This window comes from Clostridium sp. CF012, from assembly GCF_018861755.1.
In the GTDB taxonomy this organism is placed as follows: Bacteria; Bacillota; Clostridia; order Clostridiales; family Clostridiaceae; genus Clostridium_AD.
On record NZ_JAHLEF010000018.1, the window covers coordinates 70,707 to 90,387 of the forward strand.

General features: G+C 29.3%; 26 protein-coding genes. 24 read left to right on the top strand and 2 right to left on the bottom strand.

Going from position 1 to position 19,681, the window contains the following annotated elements:
- Nucleotides 1-128 precede the first annotated feature (128 nt).
- From KPL50_RS15870 to KPL50_RS15930, 13 genes are all read left to right on the top strand, one after another.
- Complete coding sequence (locus KPL50_RS15870; protein WP_216299517.1) at nucleotides 129-656, top strand: hypothetical protein; 528 nt, start codon at nucleotides 129-131, stop codon at nucleotides 654-656.
- Between the two features lie 130 nt (nucleotides 657-786).
- Nucleotides 787-1,008 (top strand): hypothetical protein, encoded by a 222-nt coding sequence (locus KPL50_RS15875; RefSeq protein WP_216299518.1) that lies wholly within the window; start codon nucleotides 787-789, stop codon nucleotides 1,006-1,008.
- A gap of 56 nt (nucleotides 1,009-1,064) precedes the next feature.
- The gene (locus KPL50_RS15880; RefSeq protein ID WP_216299519.1) at nucleotides 1,065-1,961 is read left to right on the top strand and encodes a nucleotidyltransferase domain-containing protein; all 897 of its coding nucleotides are present in this window, start codon (nucleotides 1,065-1,067) and stop codon (nucleotides 1,959-1,961) included.
- A 26-nt stretch (nucleotides 1,962-1,987) separates the two neighbouring features.
- Nucleotides 1,988-3,403: a PLP-dependent aminotransferase family protein gene (locus KPL50_RS15885; RefSeq protein ID WP_216299520.1), complete on the top strand. Its 1,416-nt coding sequence runs from the start codon at nucleotides 1,988-1,990 to the stop codon at nucleotides 3,401-3,403.
- A gap of 12 nt (nucleotides 3,404-3,415) precedes the next feature.
- Nucleotides 3,416-4,075, top strand: coding sequence for a HEAT repeat domain-containing protein (locus KPL50_RS15890; protein WP_216299521.1), 660 nt, complete (start codon nucleotides 3,416-3,418; stop codon nucleotides 4,073-4,075).
- Between the two features lie 65 nt (nucleotides 4,076-4,140).
- Nucleotides 4,141-4,782: a YigZ family protein gene (locus KPL50_RS15895; protein WP_216299522.1), complete on the top strand. Its 642-nt coding sequence runs from the start codon at nucleotides 4,141-4,143 to the stop codon at nucleotides 4,780-4,782.
- A gap of 196 nt (nucleotides 4,783-4,978) precedes the next feature.
- Nucleotides 4,979-5,716 (top strand): YebC/PmpR family DNA-binding transcriptional regulator, encoded by a 738-nt coding sequence (locus KPL50_RS15900; RefSeq protein ID WP_216299523.1) that lies wholly within the window; start codon nucleotides 4,979-4,981, stop codon nucleotides 5,714-5,716.
- A gap of 148 nt (nucleotides 5,717-5,864) precedes the next feature.
- Nucleotides 5,865-6,782 carry a tyrosine-type recombinase/integrase gene (locus KPL50_RS15905; protein WP_216299524.1) on the top strand — a complete coding sequence of 306 codons (918 nt, stop codon included), beginning with the start codon at nucleotides 5,865-5,867 and terminating at the stop codon, nucleotides 6,780-6,782.
- A 193-nt stretch (nucleotides 6,783-6,975) separates the two neighbouring features.
- Complete coding sequence (locus KPL50_RS15910) at nucleotides 6,976-7,419, top strand: TM2 domain-containing protein (protein ID WP_253200658.1); 444 nt, start codon at nucleotides 6,976-6,978, stop codon at nucleotides 7,417-7,419.
- Nucleotides 7,420-7,675: 256 nt separating this feature from the next.
- Nucleotides 7,676-8,065, top strand: a complete 390-nt coding sequence (locus tag KPL50_RS15915) for a hypothetical protein (protein ID WP_216299525.1) — start codon at nucleotides 7,676-7,678, stop codon at nucleotides 8,063-8,065.
- A 103-nt stretch (nucleotides 8,066-8,168) separates the two neighbouring features.
- Nucleotides 8,169-8,261, top strand: coding sequence for a Spo0E family sporulation regulatory protein-aspartic acid phosphatase (locus KPL50_RS27955; RefSeq protein ID WP_375372932.1), 93 nt, complete (start codon nucleotides 8,169-8,171; stop codon nucleotides 8,259-8,261).
- Nucleotides 8,262-8,910: 649 nt separating this feature from the next.
- Nucleotides 8,911-9,423 (top strand): hypothetical protein, encoded by a 513-nt coding sequence (locus KPL50_RS15925; protein ID WP_216299527.1) that lies wholly within the window; start codon nucleotides 8,911-8,913, stop codon nucleotides 9,421-9,423.
- The gene (locus KPL50_RS15930; RefSeq protein WP_216299528.1) at nucleotides 9,420-10,598 is read left to right on the top strand and encodes a hypothetical protein; all 1,179 of its coding nucleotides are present in this window, start codon (nucleotides 9,420-9,422) and stop codon (nucleotides 10,596-10,598) included. Before KPL50_RS15925 ends, KPL50_RS15930 begins: the two co-directional genes overlap by 4 nt.
- 106 nt (nucleotides 10,599-10,704) lie before the next feature.
- Here KPL50_RS15930 and KPL50_RS15935 read toward each other — a convergent pair whose 3' ends face one another.
- Nucleotides 10,705-10,950: a helix-turn-helix transcriptional regulator gene (locus KPL50_RS15935; protein ID WP_216299529.1), complete on the bottom strand. Its 246-nt coding sequence runs from the start codon at nucleotides 10,948-10,950 to the stop codon at nucleotides 10,705-10,707.
- 428 nt (nucleotides 10,951-11,378) lie between these two features.
- Here KPL50_RS15935 and KPL50_RS15940 point away from each other — a divergent pair, with 428 nt between their 5' ends.
- The 11 genes from KPL50_RS15940 to KPL50_RS15985 all read left to right on the top strand — a co-directional run bounded on the left by KPL50_RS15940 (nucleotide 11,379) and on the right by KPL50_RS15985 (nucleotide 18,900).
- The gene (locus KPL50_RS15940; protein WP_216299530.1) at nucleotides 11,379-11,864 is read left to right on the top strand and encodes a hypothetical protein; all 486 of its coding nucleotides are present in this window, start codon (nucleotides 11,379-11,381) and stop codon (nucleotides 11,862-11,864) included.
- 49 nt (nucleotides 11,865-11,913) lie between these two features.
- A complete protein-coding gene (locus KPL50_RS15945; protein WP_216299531.1) occupies nucleotides 11,914-12,864 on the top strand; it encodes a type II toxin-antitoxin system PemK/MazF family toxin in 951 nt (316 codons plus the stop codon).
- Nucleotides 12,865-12,903: 39 nt separating this feature from the next.
- Nucleotides 12,904-13,053, top strand: coding sequence for a hypothetical protein (locus tag KPL50_RS15950; RefSeq protein ID WP_216299532.1), 150 nt, complete (start codon nucleotides 12,904-12,906; stop codon nucleotides 13,051-13,053).
- Between the two features lie 261 nt (nucleotides 13,054-13,314).
- Nucleotides 13,315-13,542 (top strand): hypothetical protein, encoded by a 228-nt coding sequence (locus KPL50_RS27110; RefSeq protein ID WP_253200659.1) that lies wholly within the window; start codon nucleotides 13,315-13,317, stop codon nucleotides 13,540-13,542.
- The gene (locus tag KPL50_RS15955) at nucleotides 13,502-15,088 is read left to right on the top strand and encodes a phage tail tape measure protein (RefSeq protein WP_309245189.1); all 1,587 of its coding nucleotides are present in this window, start codon (nucleotides 13,502-13,504) and stop codon (nucleotides 15,086-15,088) included. Before KPL50_RS27110 ends, KPL50_RS15955 begins: the two co-directional genes overlap by 41 nt.
- Before the next feature lie 49 nt (nucleotides 15,089-15,137).
- The gene (locus tag KPL50_RS15960) at nucleotides 15,138-15,563 is read left to right on the top strand and encodes a hypothetical protein (RefSeq protein WP_216299533.1); all 426 of its coding nucleotides are present in this window, start codon (nucleotides 15,138-15,140) and stop codon (nucleotides 15,561-15,563) included.
- 8 nt (nucleotides 15,564-15,571) lie between these two features.
- On the top strand, nucleotides 15,572-16,546 hold the full coding sequence (locus KPL50_RS15965; RefSeq protein WP_216299534.1) for a hypothetical protein: 975 nt from the start codon (nucleotides 15,572-15,574) through the stop codon (nucleotides 16,544-16,546).
- Nucleotides 16,547-16,556: 10 nt separating this feature from the next.
- A complete protein-coding gene (locus tag KPL50_RS15970) occupies nucleotides 16,557-16,886 on the top strand; it encodes a DUF2577 family protein (protein WP_216299535.1) in 330 nt (109 codons plus the stop codon).
- Nucleotides 16,887-17,351 carry a DUF2634 domain-containing protein gene (locus KPL50_RS15975; protein ID WP_216299536.1) on the top strand — a complete coding sequence of 155 codons (465 nt, stop codon included), beginning with the start codon at nucleotides 16,887-16,889 and terminating at the stop codon, nucleotides 17,349-17,351. It abuts the gene before it with no gap.
- An 18-nt stretch (nucleotides 17,352-17,369) separates the two neighbouring features.
- Complete coding sequence (locus tag KPL50_RS15980; RefSeq protein WP_216299537.1) at nucleotides 17,370-18,470, top strand: baseplate J/gp47 family protein; 1,101 nt, start codon at nucleotides 17,370-17,372, stop codon at nucleotides 18,468-18,470.
- Nucleotides 18,460-18,900 carry a putative phage tail protein gene (locus KPL50_RS15985; RefSeq protein WP_216299538.1) on the top strand — a complete coding sequence of 147 codons (441 nt, stop codon included), beginning with the start codon at nucleotides 18,460-18,462 and terminating at the stop codon, nucleotides 18,898-18,900. Before KPL50_RS15980 ends, KPL50_RS15985 begins: the two co-directional genes overlap by 11 nt.
- Here KPL50_RS15985 and KPL50_RS15990 read toward each other — a convergent pair.
- On the bottom strand, nucleotides 18,880-19,681 hold an 802-nt coding region (locus tag KPL50_RS15990), incomplete at its 5' end, for an IS3 family transposase (RefSeq protein WP_216299539.1). The genes KPL50_RS15985 and KPL50_RS15990 overlap by 21 nt on opposite strands.

Here is a 19,681-nt window from a genome sequence, read left to right on the forward strand (position 1 = left end):
TGAACTAATGGATAAGGTTGTGTTATTACACTTATTAAAAAAATAAAAAAGGTGTAATAAAATCTATGGATACCTTATATAATTAAGTATTAGGTCTATTGAATTTATCATAGTATATAGGAGTAGTTATGGATGAGGATAAATTAAATTCAGATAATGAAACGAGGCAAAATAAAAAACAAATTACACATAATCCGAATTACCAATATGAAAAAAAAATTATAGATGATATTACTCAGCAATATAAGAATACCTATGAAGGTTCATCTATTCAGCAACCATTAACTGAAGCTAGTGACACCAGCAATACTTCTGACAGTTTTGATTTTAAATCATTGACAGATAAGGTTGTAAATATAAATATTTTAAGATTTGAGTTGGATAGATTACCTTTGGACTTCAAAGCAAGGGCTTATTTTGAAAATGATGTAAAACCACTAACAGATACTTTAACGGTGTTGTCCTTTGCAGCCGGTAATTTTTCCATCTCTGCGTCTAATATGTCAAATACAAATTTTGGGCATGCTTCAAAAATAAAAGATGCTCTAGATTTAGTTGTAGATGTTAATGAAATCGCCGATGACTTAATTGAGGTATTGAGATGTAAAATTGATAATATGCTGAAACTCGCTAAGTATGATTGTGATTGTAAATAATTTTTATAATATTAAAGAGAATCAGGGTTGATATGGCCTTGATTCTTTTATTTAATTTGCTAGGAAATTAAGGGTTATTATTATTAAAACTGGTAAAAATAAATATGGTAATGAATTTGGAGGTAATATAATGAAAAAAATATGTCCGGTTTGCAATAATCTAGAAAGAAAAATTTGCAAGTGTGAAAAATGTAGTGCTATAATGATGGATAAAGGAATAATACAAGAATATTTCGACGATTATACTGCTAATATGGAAATTAATGACCATGATCAATTCTGTGTCCATATATATCAGTGCAGTAATTGTAATTTTTATGACAGAATTAAAATCAACAAAATATTGATTTAAGAAAATCGATTTTGTAGTAGGAAACTAAAGCACACTAAGAACTGGGGGGAACAGGAATGACAAAAACTATTTTACAATATCAAAATGCCTTTAATAGTGTAGTGGATAGAATAAAAATTGATGAATCAGTTTTATCAGTGATGGTATTTGGAAGTATGGTGACAGGAGATTTGTGGGAAGAATCAGATATTGATCTTTTCGTAATTGTCAAAGAAAATTTCGAGAAAATTAGAGATATATATACGCAGGAAAAAGGTATTCCTGTTCATATTAAACTCATGGGTAAAGAAAAATTTATACAAATTTATTCTGACAATCTAAAGGGCGGATATATACATAGAATTTTCTCATCTTCAAGGCTAGTGTTTTCAAAAGATATGGATGTAACAGTAAGGTTCGATGGTGGTAGATTTTTCCCGGATGTTGATAGAGAACGATGGGGTATGTTTTTTTTAGGAAAGCTTTTAAAAGATATGGGAGTATGTAAAAAGTATTTATGGAGCAATGGGATATATACATCCTACAGTACAGCCATAAGATGTATAGAAAAGTATTCAAGACTATTTGTTAATTCATCAGGGTATATGATTAGCAAGGACGTTTTGGCCATGGCCATGAATTTAAATGATGATTTTAAACAATGTGTTGATAAATTATTTTTTGAAAAATCAAATATAGCAGATACGATTCAAGAAACGATGACATTTCTAGAGGAAAGCATTAATTCAAGTATTAAGAGTAATTGCGACTTACTTTTAAACTTTATGAGAGAGCAAGATAAGTTTTTAAGCGCTGAGGAAATTATGGCAGAGGATTTATTTGTGCATTTTGATATAGACATGGAAGAATTGCTTAACAAACTATGGGAAAGGGATATTATTAAAAAGGAAACAAGAGATTTTAAAATTGACAAGGAAAAAATCTTATTTAAGCAAAATGTATATTTTGTTTAAAATTTTTGAAATAAATAGGTGTAGTTATGCAGAAGTATGAAATCAAGTTCAACTTAGAAATCCCCAAGTATATAGAAATATCAAAACATATAAAAAAGATGATTGATGAAAATAACCTTGATGACGGTGAAAAATTACCTTCTATAAGAAAATTAGCAAAAAAATTGATGGTTAATGAGGTTACCGTAGTTAGTGCTTATAAAAAACTTGAAGCTGAGGGCTATGCATATCAAAAGATGGGCAGTGGAACTTATGCTAAAAGAAGAGATACAAATATAAAGTTTAAAAAAGAATATTCAAATACCTTAAAAAAGATTTCTGGGCAAGAGCTTAAAATATATGTAGATTTTACAGGAGAAATCACCAGTAGTGAATTTTTCCCAGTAACAGTATTTAAAGATGTATTGAATGAAGTATTAGATAGAGATGGTGCAGAAGCTTTTGCATATAAGGAAGCTTTGGGGTATGAAGGACTTAGAAACAGTATAAGTAGTTTTTTTTGGGACAATAAGGTAAGCTCTGAGGATATATTGATCCTTTCCGGGGCACAGCAGGGTATTGATATAGTGTCAAAATCTATAATAAATATTCATGATAATGTTGTTGTAGAAAAACCAACCTATGGTGGTGCACTAACGGTTTTCAAATGGAGAAGGGCTAATATATTTGAAGTTGATATCTTAGAAGATGGCATAGATTTACTACAATTTCAAGAAATACTAAAGAAGAATAGAATAAAATGTTTTTATGCCATGAGTTATTTTCAAAATCCTACAGGAGCCACCTATAGTCTGGAGAAAAAGCTAAAAATATTAGAACTTGCAGAGGTCTATGATTTTTATATTGTTGAAGATGATTATTTATCTGAGCTAATATATGACCAAAAGCAATATAAGAGTTTTAAGAGCTTAGATGCATTTGACCGAGTTATTTATATTAAGAGTTTTTCAAAGATATTTCTGCCAGGAATAAGACTAGGATATATGATATCACCAGAGAAATACAAAGAGCACATTCAAAATTCAAAAATTAACACAGATATATCAACTTCAAGTCTTATGCAGCGTGCCCTAGATTTATATATAAATAAAGATCTTTGGAAACAGCATATAAATTATCTTAATATGGCTTATAAAGACAAATATGACTTTATGATAAATTGTATAGATAAATATTTAGTCAATAAAGTTAGTTATTTTACTCCTGGAGGGGGCATTAATTTTTATTTTAAATTAGCTGATGGTTTGTTAATTAATTCTATGGACTTGTTTTATAGCTGCAAGAATAGAAAAGTTTTAATTACACCTGGAGTTTTATTTTATAAAAATGCGCAGCAGGGCAATAATTATTTTAGATTGAGTTTTTCAGAATTAAAAAAGCCCGAAATAGAAGAAGGGATTAAGATTATATCAGAAATATTAGAGAAAATACAAACAAGGTAAGGTGAGAAGCTTTTGAAAAAGGGATTAGTGGACATCGACTGGCAATCCATTGGGAAATATTCCCATGAAGAAATATCTTATTTCTTGTTTTTAGAGGGCAAAACTATGGAAGCCATATGTAAAATCAGAAATTTGGATAATGCCATTGTGCAAAAACATATTATAGATGGTAAAATAAAATATAGATTTTTAGTGAAAAGCAATGATACTAATGAACTTTTCAAAAGTATTGCGAACGCTGGAAAAGAGGATAAAATTTATTTTTTAAATTCAATGAGCGAGGAAAATAAAAATAAATTAACTACACTCATAAAAACTAGTTATGGGGAGATGTATCCTAAAGACAAAGAGGCTGCAGTTTGGATTTTAGGTGAATTAAAAGATGTGGCTTGTTTAGATATTTTAATCAAAGCTTCTGTGAATAAATCCATAAATATACGTAGAATGGCAGTTTCGGCAATGGGAAAAATGGGTGATGAAAGAGCAGAAGTGGCATTACTTAGAGCTCTTTCTGACGAGAATCCACAAGTGGTAAGTTATGCAATAAAATCTCTAGGTAAAATAAAAAGTGAAAAAGCTATTACAAAAATAAAATACTTATATGAGAATACGGACAAAAAATACATAATTGATGCGGCTCAAAATTTTTTATCACTGATGGAGCCAATATAGAGAAAAACTACGGGCTAGCCTTAAATTTCACTCTAGAACATCGAGTCAATGACGGGAGAATTTGAATGAGTTATTTTACAATAAAAGATGAATCAAAAGCTGAATTTAAAGAGAAAAAGTCCATTTTTATCGGTCATGGGAAAAGAGTTGAAACGGAAGAAGAAGCTAAGGAATTTATCCAAAAGATTAAGAGTCAGCACAAAGAAGCTAGGCACAATGTTTATGCCTATATAATTGGTGAAAATAGAATGATACAGAGATATAGTGATGATGGAGAACCTCATGGTACAGGAGGGATCCCTATGCTAGAGGTTTTAAAAAAGAGCGACCTTACAGATGTAGTTGTAGTAGTTACTAGATATTTTGGAGGAATCCTTCTTGGCACTGGTGGGCTTGCAAGAGCATATTCTAAAGGGGCTTCCCTAGCCATTAAAGAGGCAGGGGTAGTGGAGAAGGTTAAGGGTATTCCATTAGAAATAGTAATTGAATATGATCTACTTGGAAAGCTGCAACATGTATGTGCAGAGGGAAACACTCATATAGAGAATATAGAGTATACTGACAAAGTGAAAATTAAAATTCTTTGTGAGTTTAATAATCTAGAAAAATTACAGTCACAAATAACTGAAGTTACCTCTGGAAAAGCAATGTTTGAAGAAGAAGAGACGAAAATGTACTTCAAATTAGAAAACAGATTGTACGAATAATACGTGGAAAACAACCTCCTTTAGTAAATTGTAAGAAAAGTATAAATACTTTTCTTCTTTTATTTGAAAAGTACATTATTCGATGATATAATGGGAAAGTAATGTACTTATAACTAATTCATAGGATTATTGCTATATATTAGGCATAATCAAAAAAAATTTCACACATAAAATAGTTAGTTGGGAGGAATTTCAAATGTCGGGACATTCAAAATGGCATAACATACAACAGAAAAAAGGTAAAATGGATTCTAAAAGAGGTAAAATATTCACAAAAATAGGTAAAGAATTAATAATGGCAGCAAAAGGTGGTGCAAGTTTAGAGATTAATGCTAAACTTAGAGATGTAGTAGCAAAAGCTAAATCTAATAACATGCCTGCTGACACAATAACTAGAGCAATAAAAAAAGGCTCTGGGGAGCTTAATGACATAAACTACGAAGAAATAGTTTATGAGGGTTATGGAGCAGAAGGCGTTGCTGTAGTAATTAACACATTAACAGACAAAAAAAATAGAAGTGTAGCAACTGTAAGACATGCTTTTGATAGATGTGGTGGAAACATGGGAGCGGCAGGATGCGTAAACTGGATGTTTGCTAAAAAAGGACAAATTATCATAGAAAGAACAGCGGCTATGGATGAAGATGAAATCATGATGTTAGCACTAGAAGCAGGTGCAGAAGATTTCAACGCAGAAACAGAAATGTTTGAAATTATCACAGCTGTAGAAAACTTTGGAGCAGTAAGAGAAGTGCTAGAAGCAGCAGGATTTGAATTTGCATCTGCAGAGCTTACAATGATACCAGATAACATGATACCTGTTAGCTTAGAAGGCGCAGGTAAGGTACAAAGGCTTATAGATATGCTTGAAGATGATGACGATGTACAAGACGTTTATCATAATGCAGAGTTCCCTGAGGAATTTGAGGGATAAAGGGCTGAGAGGCAATGGCATGATGGTAAACGTTTAAGAAAATCGTTCTATGATGGCATACGAATAGGTTAATGTGTTTCAGTTATGGATGTACGAGTTGAACACCTTATTATATTGATAATTAGTCAATATGAGAGGGTGTTTTTTTATGTTAATAAATGATTCGTTAAAAGAATTTATATTTGATTGTGAGATAAGAAAAATTAGTCCAAGAACTTTAAAGAGTTATAGAAATAATAATCAGAGGTTTTTTAACTACATTAAAAAAGAATTTAATATTACTGAATTAGAAGAGTTTTCGCATTTGCATATTAAAAACTACTTTAGATTTTTAATAGATAAAGGACTTACGGAAACTTATGCAAATGGAATTTTAAAATGTATGAGAGCATTTTTTGTATACTGTATTAATGAAGAATATGTGAGTAAAAATCCATGTTTAAAAATATCATGGCAAAGAGAACCTAAGATTTTAATAAATACATTTACTGATTTGGAAATGATAAATATGGTAAATGCTTTTAACTATTTTAACTATTTAAATGCAAGAAATAAAACTATCATAGCTTTTCTAGTTGATACAGGAGCAAGGAATGCTGAGACTTGTAGCATATTAAACAATAACATAAAGGACAATTATGTTCTAATTCAAGGGAAAGGTAATAAACAAAGGCAAGTCGGATTAAGTCCAGAACTAAGAAAGATTATGATGAAATACAATAGGATTAAAGAGTTTTATTTTAAAGATAAGAATATTAATTATGATAACTATTTTTTATCAAATACAGGATTACCACTTACCATTGAAACTATTGAAAGAGTGGTCAAGATTGCAGGTACAATAGCAGGTGTAAGGAAAGATATAAGATGTTCCCCTCACACAATAAGACACTATTTTGCTCAAAAACAGTTGCGTAATAAGTTAGATATTTACAGTTTATCTCGTATTCTTGGACATGAGAATGTCATGATTACAAAGATATACCTACAGTCAATAAAGGATGAAGATATAGTTACTATGTCTATCAAAACCTCGCCATTATCAACATTGAGTAGGAGAAAATAATCAATCAATATGGAAATAAAGGATACTATAGCAGTTTATACAAACATAATTTAAATTGTACAATAGAAAATTTATTTGAAATGGTTGGAAAAACCTTTTAAAAGGAATTATATACTAATTTTAACTATATTTATATTGATTTTAAGATTATTTAAATATATAATTTGTATTAGAACAAAGGGGGCAGAATAAAATGGAAACTAGGTTAGAACTGAATAAAACGGAAACTAAGGTAGAACCGAGTAGAATGGAAACAAAGTTTTGTAAATTTTGTGGGGAAAAAGTAGCTATAGATGCAGTGATATGCATTAAATGTGGTAGACAGATTGAAGAAATTAAAATGGGCATACAAAATGCACCAGCTCAACCTCAGCAAATAATTATTAATAACTCTAGCAATAGTTCAAATAGCAGTGTTAATAATAACAACATTGGCGGGGTACCAATGGGTAGACCAAAATCCAAGATGATGGCATTACTATTGTGTATATTCTTAGGATGGTTAGGAGGGCATAAATTCTATGAAGGTAAAACTTTAATGGGAATCATATACTTATTTACATTTGGATTAGTTGGTATAGGCATAATAATTGACTTTTTAGCATTACTAGTAAAACCAAGTACATATTACGTATAATATAATCAATATTAATTTAGAAGGAAAGGATATTATTTAAGATTTAAATATTATAATATCTATAAAAATAACAATACTGCACTTAGGGGGAACCCAGTGCAGTATTGTTTTTTTTAGTCATTATTTAAAAAGGATTGGTGTTTAAATTATAGACTATTTTGAAAATTTTATTTACTGCATCTATTTAAATAAAGAAATTTTTACAAATGTGGCAAAATGTATTATAATTGAAATGTAAAACAAAGGGGGAGAATATATGAGAAATAAGCTGAAAAGCTTCAGTGCCATATTGATTTTTACATTCTCATTTTATCTATTAGCCAATATTGCAGTACCAGTACAAGCAACGACAGCTAAAGTAGTACAAGCTCCTGTAAAAGTATCAGCAAGTGTAAATAGCAAAACACCTTTTCAGAATACAATAGTTAAGGTTACAGTAAATGGACCTGCAACAAGTTCTGTTAAAATAATTTGCCATTATAGAACTGACGATGCTACATATAAAGACACGATTGCTTCAAATGGTAAAAGAGTAATTCAGGTTAAAATAGGAAACGCTACCAGAAAGTTTAATGTAGTTGTTGATGTATTGGTAACTTACAAAGGTAAGATATATACTACTAAAACCTCATTTAAACCTATGTAAGTATAAGAAAGCTTAAGGTTAGAGAAATCTAGCTTTAGCTTTTTTATTTTTTGTTTATTCAAAATTGTTAAAAATGGTATTATATGTTGTAAATATAAAAATAATGTATTATCATAGAAATTGTGAGGTTGTTTCTTTAAGTCAGGAATTGGACAAGCTTATTTTTCAATATTATTCATGTGAAATACAAATATAAATAGAGTTAAAAATATAAATAAAAATACTGCACCTAGGGGATACCTAAGTGCAGTATTTTTTTCATTAGTTCGTTAATTATCATAATAAAAAGATTATTTAAATTATAGACCATTCTAAAAATTTTATTCACTTAATTTAGTAAATAAAGGGTTTTTTAACACTTGGAGATAGTGTAAAATTATACTTTTATCTTTTATTTACCCTAAAATTGTCCATCAGTCCATTGTGGCTATGCCTACGTCCCCCATGATGGGGAATAGGAGCAATTCTCAGGGCTTTTAAATCCAATAATGATAAGATATATGAATAAGAGGTGTATCTTCAATGAGAGTGATATTTTCGACCAAGATACAACGGTTTAGAAGGTGTTGTATTAATATGATTTTATAAAAATTGTTATACTTTAGAGACGTGATAAAAAACATCAATAGTAACGATATGGTTCTGATTTACTTGTGGGTAAAACCACCTCTAACAAAGCATATAAGCCACCCAACACTTTTAAAACGGACTGAGGTGCAATCGTATCATGCCGATTGGATGTGCTTAGAGTGGCTTATATGTATGGACATAATTACCACTATATTTACCTACAATTTGTTAATATAATTAAATTGTAGTAAGTAACTAAAGATGAGGTGAATGTTATGGCAGATATAAAAAAAATTAAACAAATGTTAATTGAACGTAATGAACAACAAATTAAAAGAGAAAATGAACTCCAATATAATAGAATGTTTATTAGAAGAACAAAAAAAATTAGACCAGAAGTAATTGCTAGAATTGCAAATTATTATAATGCGAATTATCATATGAAGAGTTTTATACAAATTGAATATTATTCGGGCATAAAAGATATTTTGAAACAATGTAATATTAAACCACATGAATTTAGAAAGTATTGTAAGCAATATGATATTGTATATAACAAATCTACATTTTTATATGATATACCGTTAGAGCTAGCACAAAACATTTTTTCTGAATGTAACATTTTAGAATATAATAACGTGAAAAAAGAAATAAAAATATCAGGAAGAGAAATAGAAATTCTAAAACGTGAAATGGAAAACAAAGCGAATATTATTTCTAATAAAGTAAAAGAACTAGAAAATTCTTATAATGAATTAAATCATAAAATAAATGGTTATGTTAAATGAATAAGTATAATTATGACAAATTCACAGAATTGATATTAAAGGTTACAAAATTAAAAAACGTTGATGAAGCATTATACTTTTTAGCTAGAAAAGGGAATGTTGGGAGACCACATATGTATAAGATAGACAATGCTAAGTTTGCTGATTCTATATTATATTGTTTAAAAGCTGTTGAATATGATAAAAAGAGTTATGATAGAAACGTTGTTACTGATTATTTAAATAAATATTTTAAGAATCGGAGTGGATTAGTAGAGATTATGAAGCCGATAATTGATGAAACAAAAATTATGGTTGAAAACTGCTTAAAAAAGTATGAAGATTACATAGTATCTGAATTTACTGAAAAACAAGTTAAGGAAATTTTTATCAATAGAGTTATTTGGACAAAGGTAGAGTACTCAGATTATTGCTTTGATAATCTTAATCTGATAAAGTCTAAGGCTATACATAGTACTTATGCATATAATATTTTAATAGATAAGTATAATTGTAAGTTTAATACTAGAATGGGTAAAGCCAGTGAAAGAACTCAGAAAAAAATGGAATTGGTAAATGAAAAATTTGATTATAAATTAAAGGAAATAATTTTATATTTACAACCTAATCATAAAAAAAAATTCATTGCAGAATATTTAAATATACCTGCTAGTTTATATAGAAGTATATTGAAAAATATGGACTTAATGCGAGGACATAAGCAAATAGAACAGAGCGAGATTGACTCATTAAAATTACTTGATAATGAAAATGAAATTATTAAAATAAACATTGAGATTACTGAATCTGAAATAAATGAAGTTGAACCTTTAAGAATGGAGATGTATGAAAATCTATCGGTAAAAGAAGGCATTAGAAAGCAATGTATACATTATAAGATTGAGAGAAATCCTAAAATTGCAGAATTATCAAAAAAATACTTTATGCAAAAATATGGTGCATTATTTTGCGAATGTTGTGAAAAAAATTATGAAGATAAATACGGCGAATTAGGTAAAGGCTATATAGAAGCTCATCATGAAAATCCATTAGGTGAGAATGAGGGTGCTGTAGAAACTAAAATTAAAGATTTTAGAATGGTTTGTTCAAATTGTCACAGTATGTTGCACAGAAAAATGCCTTGTTTAAAAGTAGAGGAATTAAAAAAGATAATAATAGAAACGGAAAAAAGGTAGAGGGATAATTTAGTCCTCTACCTTTTCTTTACTTGTTGTCTCTAAGTAAAGAATATTTAATTTCAATCCTCAGTTGACATTGAAAAAAGACTAGCACTCGAAAATGCTAATCCTCTTTAACATAATCATATATAGTTACTTGTCTATTTGTAGCAGGTATTTGCACAATCAAATCTTCAATTTTACACTTAAAAAAATCACATAAACTATCTAAATGTTCTCGTGATATAGTTTTCCATGTATCGTTATAGTAAGCACTAATAGTAGGTTGCCTTATCCCAGTTATACTTGCAAGTTCAGATTGAGTTATTCTTTTTTCAGCCATTTTCAAATGAAGTTTCATTTTAATCATTAACAGCACCTCCACGTATATATTTTACACTATTTATATAAATTATTCAATTAGAAAATAATTTATACGAAATAGTTGACAAGTTATACGAAAGGAGTATAATGTAATTATGGGAAACAAAAACATAAAAAATAAAGTTTTCTATAGTTGGAATTTATAGCTATAAGAAAGTAATTCGTAAGAGGGTAGCAACCTTAACTTAATAAAAAAGTACCAACACAATCACAAGTATTAAATGTTAGGCACTCCGTCGCAAGAGTAACTAGGAGGTCAAAGAAATATATGTTATATATTGCTAAAATATGTGAATAAGTGTAAACTATATAGTGTAGAGCATACTAGAATAGGCTTTGAACACTGTAGAAGAAATGATGGTCAGAATAAAAATGTTATTTAAAAACTAAATAAAACAATAGGGGGAATTATTAATGACTACATTAACAAACATTTACATTAACAAAAATGGGGAGTTAAATTTCGACAATGTTGGAAGGTTAGCTTCACTACTAGATTTACAAGAAGAGGTTTGTTGCACAGGCATTATATTCAATGAATTACTTCAAACGTCAGATGGTATAGTAAAGTGGCAGTCAGCAGAGCAACAAAGAAAGATACTTGAACTTGATGAAGATATAACAGAGGAAGAAATGCAAGCAGTAGAAGGAGAATATTTTTTAATAAATAAAGATGTTCCAAGTCTTTACACAAATTTTATAAATGATATTGATTTAGAAGAAGTTTTAACAGTTACTTTTAATGAAGATAATTTAATGTTAGTGGCTATTACAAAATTATGGAATAATAACTGGACTTATATTTATAACTACTTTATAGATAATAAGAATGAATTACAAAAAAATAAAAATATGATACCAACTTTTATGTTAAAAGCTATCTGTAATACAGTAGCATAAAACAAATTAATGAGTTAGCGATGCTAAACTACAGAGGAGAATGTTAAGAATGAGTAGAACAGGTTATTTCAGATGGGAAGTTTGGAAATGTGATTTAAGTGAACTTGGAATGGAAAATCATTTTTGTATTATAGTATCAAATTTTAAAAATAACACTAAAAATGTAAATGTACAAGTGTGTTTAATAACTTCTAATTTAAAAGAATATTCCAATAGAGTTAGTGTAAATATTTTAACTCAATCTCAGATAAAATGTGATACTATTCTAACATTGTCCAAAGAAAAATTACTATACAAACAGTGTAAAATTGAAGATATATTTATTCAGCTAGAGGTGGAGAAAAATCTTCAAATTCAATTACAATTATCTGAAAGTTTTATAAACAATGACATAGAGCAAATAGAAAAGTACCTTGGGAAAGGAGTTATGCAAATGGATAATGAAAGTGAGCTGGTACTGCTAAGAAACAATATATGTACTTTAGCAGTACAATGCAAATATGAGGAAGCTATAATATTATGTGATAAATCAATAGAATTAGCATCATCATCATTACTTGAAAATAAAAATGATTTTTTATGGCACAGTTGTTACCATCGTGGTTTAATGTTTAGTAAATTACGCAATTATGAACTAGCATATGAATCATTAAAACAGGCATTGAAATATGTTGGGAGTTTACGAAACGGATTAAATTTTAGATATAGTTGCACAATGTGGGTTATAGCAATTTGCTTTGAAAACTTAGGCAATGTTTATGGTTCAATACAAATATTTAATAATTTACGTAAATATTGTAAAAAAGTTGGTAAAACATCCATGCGAATAGAAATGATTTTTAATGTTTATAGGTTAAAGAACAATGTACCTAAGATGAAATACTTAATTAGTTTAGTAGAAAAAATGGAATTCCGTGAACGGGAAACCAATAAAACTAAAGATGTATTGTTAGAAGATATGAGAAAGGATTTAGAAGAAATAACTAATGCAATAAACTAGTTAACTCTAGTTTAAATATATACCAAGGAGGTTCACAAGATGAACAATAAAACAAAAAAAAACTTAAAGAGAGCAATTGCAGGAGGGTTAATGGCACTAACACTGACTGTATTAGTACCAAACGTTACAGCTAAGGCTACAGATGGTCCGATAGTTTGGTCAATTAAGAAACCACAAGTAACAAAATAACTCTAGCAGTACATAGAAGCTTTGGGGTGACTAGCAATCACCTCAACATTTTCTAAAAATTTAAGACGATAAACCCAATAAATCTTGTATTTTATTTAGTCTTGTTTTAAATGAGGCTATAGGCTAGTTTCAAAAATCACATTTTAGGCATGATATGTACAATAATCGTTCAGTGATAGTTGAAAAAGATAAAGTTAATAAAGTAATTTATACAATATTGAATATGTATTGTATAAATTTACTATAAGAGGTGATGAATAAATGTCAAATATGACAGAACGACTTAATTGTGAAGCTGAATTATGGGGAATGGTTAAATTTCAAAATGAATTAAAAGAATGGGATACAAAAGAAGATAAAATTAAAAATATATACTGTAATATACTCCCTGCATCTGCACGCTATAAGTTCGGGTGTTGCTTCAAAAGATTCACTACAGGCATCTTTAATATCTGCAAAACTTGCAAAAGCAGGGTTTACAGATTCTAATTCTGCCCTAAAAGTTCTTATGGCGACCATGAATGTCTACGGACTTAAAGGTAGTGAAGCAATGGGGAAAATAGCAGATAAAATGCTTGTAGTTCAAAATAAAGGTGTAATTACAGTTGCAGAAATGGCAGAAAGTTTAGGAAGTGTAACCCCAGTTGCACAAGCAGTGGGAGTGTCAATTGATGAATTGGACGCAGGAATAATTGCATTAACTAAAAATGGTATAAAAGCCGATGAAGCAAGTGTACAACTTAAAGGTATGTTTACAAGTATAATTAAACCTTCTAAAGAAGCGTCTGAATACGCTAAAGAATTAGGATTAAATTTTAGTGCTTCAGGTTTAAAATCTAAAGGGTTTGTAAAATTCATGGAAGATGTTAAGCAGAAAACTGGTGGAAGTTCAGAGAAAATGGCTAAACTTTTCGGAAATGTAAGGGCACTTACAGGTTCTTTAGTACTTACAGGAGCAGGATTTAAGGATTTTAAAGATGGATTAGGACAAGTTAAAGATAGTACAGGTATGACAGATAAAGCCTTCGAAATTATGGAAAATACTATTGGGTCAAAGTGGGAGAAAATTAAAAATAGATTTAAAAATACTTGTACAAGCATTGTAGATGCTCAAAGTGGAACATTAGGGAAAGTAGCAGATGGTGTTGGTGCATGGCTTATAGCAAACGAAGGAAATATTGCAAAGTGGGTAGATAACATTGGAAAAATGATTGAGAAAATTTTTGGTTATTTTAAAAAGGTTGTTGATTTCTTAATAGAACACAGAAACGCAATAGAAAATTTTGCTATAGTATTTGGAAGTTTTTATATTGCAGTAAAAGCAGTATCAGCATTAAGTGCAGTAATAAACATATGTAAAGTAGCATGGTTACTATTTAATGGTACTTTAGTATTAACTCCTTTTGGTTGGTTAGTATTGGCAATAGGAAGTGTTATAGCAATCGGTGTTTTGTTGTGGAAGAATTGGGATTTTGTTAAAACTAAAGCCGATGATTTCTGTTTTGGTATAAAGAACGCATTTTCTAATGTTGGAACTTTTATAGGCAATATTTTTAAAGGAATGGCAAATGGATTTATAGATAATATAAATAAAATGATAGGAATTATCAATAAATTGCCTGGAGCCAAAGTAGGCTTAATTGCAAAGTATGAAATGGGTGATTATTCTTCTTTAACAAGACCACAAGGAACTAGTGCAAGTAGAAGTTATGATGCTTTGGCTACTAGAAAAGAAACAATTTCAACAGGTAGTGCTATTAAAAATGCACACAAAGGTATACCTGCAAATGCATTAGGAAGTCAATATAGTTGGGGTGGTGCAACATTAGTTGGAGAACGTGGAGCAGAAGTTGTTAATCTCAACAAAGGGGATACTGTATCAACTGCTAGTAATACAACTAAGGCATTAGGTGGTAAAGGTGATGTAAAAGTATATGTAACTATAGAAGGCAATGTAATAGGAAATGAGGAATATGCAGATTCCATAGGTAATCACGTATGGAATAAAATTGAATCAGCATTATCAAATATGTAAAGAGTGGCTTATATAGTCACTCTTATTTTTATAGAAGGGATGTGGCTATATGACAAATCAGTCAGCAGAAATATATATATCAACAATAGACCGAAAAGAAGTATATCGTTTTACAAATATTCCAGAAGAGTTTCCTACACTTTCACAATCGGCTAAAAACGAACAATTTGATACGTTTAATAATGGTGAATATAATTTACTGAATGGAGCAGGAAATTTTAGTTTTAGTTTGGGGTGTATGCTCCCTTGTCACCAATACTCATTTTGTAAGGGTGACTGGAAAAATAGTGGAAGAATTATATCACTAATGAAAAAAAGTATGGTGACTAAAATACCTATTAGATTTATTTTTAAAGGTGTGGGTGATGTAGATGTTATTAATATCATAATGACTTGCGAAAAGCTAGATTGGAACTATAATCATCAATTGGATTTTGTTTTTAGTGCAGATTTCAAAGAATATAGGGCTGGGTAGGTGAAAAAATGAAATATGAATTAATAGCACTCGTTGGTGGAAAGTGGATAAATATATTACTAAAGAGTAATGGAATTAACTGGTCTAGTGATAAAGATACATTAGGCATACAGTTAAGTTTTGCGAGTTTATTTGATTTAGTAGAAGGAACACACATACAACTAAAAATAAATTCTAAGGTAGCATTTACAGGTATATTAGTTAAGAAAACTAAAAGTAAATTAACTTACAGTTATACTTGTTTTGATTATGGGTGGTATTTAAATAAAAATGAAACCGTAATTCAATTTAACAAAATAAATTCAAGTGATGCAATAAAACAACTATGCTCAAAGTTTGGAATCAAGTGTAATGTTGTGCAAATAGATTATGTGGTAAAAGATACAAAAACCAAGTCAGTTAAAAAAGTTAAAATTACTACTATTATAAATAAAATTTATAAAGACCAAACTATAAGTTCAATAATTGATGATATTTTAGAAACTGCTACATTAGAGTTAGGTACAAAATTTATAAAAGAAATGATTGGAGATACCCTTTATATTAGAAAACAAGCAGAATATAAAATATTTCCTAAATTTATATTATCAAGTGATTTACAGGTAAACTCGTCTATTGAAGATATGAAAAACAAAGTAATAGTTGTTAGTAATGAAGAAAAAAGTAATAGAGTTTTAGCAAGTGTAAGTAGTCCAAATAATATAAAAATCTATGGTGGATTGCAAGAAGTTTTAACAGTTGAAAAAAAGGATGAAAGTAAGGCTAAGAATATAGCTAATAACTTTCTAAAAGAAAACAATAAAGTATTCAGAGATACAACATTAAATATAGTTGTAATAGAGGGTGGAGAAGAAATAAAGGCAAATAGAAGTATAGGATTAAAAATAATAAGTATGGGATTAAATGGTTGGTATAATATTAAAGGTGCAAATTGTACACTTGAAAATGGTCAAATGAAATGCTCATTAACATTAGAATGGTAGGTGATAATATATGAATTATGGTGTAAAGTTTGCAAAGAGTTTTAAAGAAAGAAATAATGCAAAAATTATAGGAAATGTTATAGGTACAGTGTTATCTATTACACCTCTAAAGATTGGAATTTTAGGAAATGAAGTAATGCTTGATAATACTAATTGTTTTTTATGTAGTAATTTAGTTGAAAATTATAAAAGAAATGCAATTATAAAAAATACAGACACTAATATAATAACTAATGTAGAGGTTACATTTAAAGATATATTAAAGGTTGGTGATAAAGTTTTGGTATTGCCTAATGTAGATGAACAAATATTTTACATAGTGGATAAGGTGGTGATGTAAATGGAAGATAGTATATTCCCCACAATTAATATTGAAGAAGATTTTATTTTAGAGAATTATGATGAAGTCATAGTAGAAGAAACAGAACTAGTAAAAATGGGCAGAGGTTTTAAATTTGATTTTGCAAATAAAAAATTTATAGTTGAGGCTGGGAAAGTAAAGGAAACCACGGAGTTAGAAACTATAGAACAGTGGGTATGTTTAACTTTAATGACTTATAAAGATAAATATAATGTTTATACAAATTCCAATTTTTATTGCAATATAGAAGATTTAATTGGTCAGAAACCAAATGCTTTTATGTTAGCAGAGTTGCAGCGTGAGATTAAAGAATCATTGATTAAACATAGATATATAAGTTCTATAGAAAATTTTACAATTATTTATGAGAAAAGAACTTTAACTGTAGGATTTGATGTAACTCTTATGAATAATTCTATTCTACCTATAAACCAAAAAATATAAGAGGTGAGGTGATAAGATATGTTTGAAAATAAAACAGTGCCTAATATAACTACAGAAATGCTAAGAAATATTGATGATAGTTATGAAAAAACAGTAGGAAATCCAACTGCCGATATAGTTACAAGTTTTGCCATAGAAAGTAAAAATTTATGGTTAGAACTAGCAAATTTATTTAATAAATTAGATGTAGATTTATTGGTGGGAGATGAATTAACAAAATATGTTTTACAAAGAAAAGCTATTATTAGAAAAATATCTAATAAAGCTAAAGCAAATTTAACTATTACAGGAAATGGGAATATAGTAATAGGAGATTTGTTCTCTACAAGTAGTGATATACAATTTAAATCACTGGAAAGTATTACAGTTGTGGGTACTGTTATTGTAAAAGTAGAAGCACTCATTGGTGGAATAAATGGAAACGTAGGAGCAAATAGTATAACTCAATTCCCAGTTACATTAGCAGGGATAATAACTTGCAATAATCCTTTATCAAGTTATGACGGATTTGAGGAAGAAACAGATGATAGTATTAGAGCGAGATATTACGAAGCTTTACAGGTTGCACCTACTAGTGGGAATAAATATCATTATTTAAAATGGGCAAAGGAGAAAACAGGGGTTGGAGATGCTAAAGTTATTCCTCTTTGGAATGGTGACAAAACTGTTAAATTAATAATTATAGATTCTAACAAACAAGTGGCTAGTACAGATGTTGTTGCAAGTGTACAAAATTATATAGACCCAAAAGGAATATATGATTCAATTACAAGTAAATGGAGTACATGGGGAACTGGTTCAGGTCAAGCACCAATTGGAGCATACTGTACGGTAGTAAGTGCCACAAGTAAATTAATAAATATAGATTTAGTAGATATACAAGAAGAAACAAATTACACACTTGTAGATATTACAAACTCTTTAAAAATTAATATAGCTACTTATCTTAAAGAGGTCGCTTTTAAACAAGATTATGTTAGTTATGCAAAAATTGGTAATGTAATCCTAAATACTATAGGTGTAGCTGACTATACAACCTTAACTATAAATGGTGGTAACATTAATATCCCTATCTTAAATGAGGAAGTCGCAATATTAGGTGTGGTTAATGTTGTATAAAGATAATTTAATAAATAATATGCACAAAGTATATAGAGAGGACTTATGGTTACAAGAAATCTTTAAAAGTGGTGGAATTTCATTAACTGATATAAAAAATGATATGAGAAAACTAGATGACAGTTATTGGTTTGATACAATACCATTGGAATTTCTACCAATTTATGAAACAGTTTTAAAAATAAAAACTAATCCTTTAAATAAAATTGAAGACAGGAGAAGTTTTATTGAAGCCAAGTGGAAATCAAATGGTAAATGTGACTTAAAACTAATACAAGCCGTATGCACATCTTGGAAAAATGGTAGTGTAGAAGTGAGTTTCATAGATGGTAAAATACAATTAAAATTTAATGGGGCGTATGGAATACTGGATCTATGTCAATATCTTAGACACAAAAAGTTGAACTTTTTATGCGGTTGTCCTAGCTAAATCTTCACATTTTTGAGGGGATATATAACCGATGCTACTGTGTATTCTTTTTATATTATACCAGGCCTCTATATACTCAAATATCGCCAGTCGTGCGGCGTTATAATCATAGTAATTAACAAGGTGAACTTCTTCTTTTTTTAATGAGGCATGGAAAGATTCAATACAAGCATTATCATAAGGGCAGCCCTTACCACTAAAAGAATGGGCAATAATTTCGATGCTTAATATATATTCTTTAAAAGCGGAGCTTGTATACTGACATCCTAAGTCACTGTGGAGGATCAATGGCCTTGTCGGCCTCTGAAGCTTTATGGCGTTTTTTACAGCTTGCAGAGCAAGGGTAGTATCAATAGATTTAGACATTGCATGACCAATTATTTTTCTGGTATACAGATCCATAACTGAGGCTAAATAGCACCAACCATCTTTAATTGTGTGAATATAAGTAATATCTGTTACCCACTTTTCATTTATTGTAGTAGTGCTAAAATCTCTTTTTAAAATGTTTTCTTGTTCTTCTATTTTCCGTTTAGATGATGATGGTCTGTATTTTCTTATTATTATAGATTTTATCCCTAGTTTCTTCATTAATCTCTGAGTCCTTTTTATGCTAATATTTATGCCAACTTCCTTTAATGACTCATTTATTTTATGTGCTCCATATCGGCTTTTACTGGCTATATGGATATCCATAATCACTTTTCCTATGTTTATATTTTCAATTTCTCTACTACTTGGTTTCTTATTAAGGTATTGGTAATAAGAGCTCCTAGATACC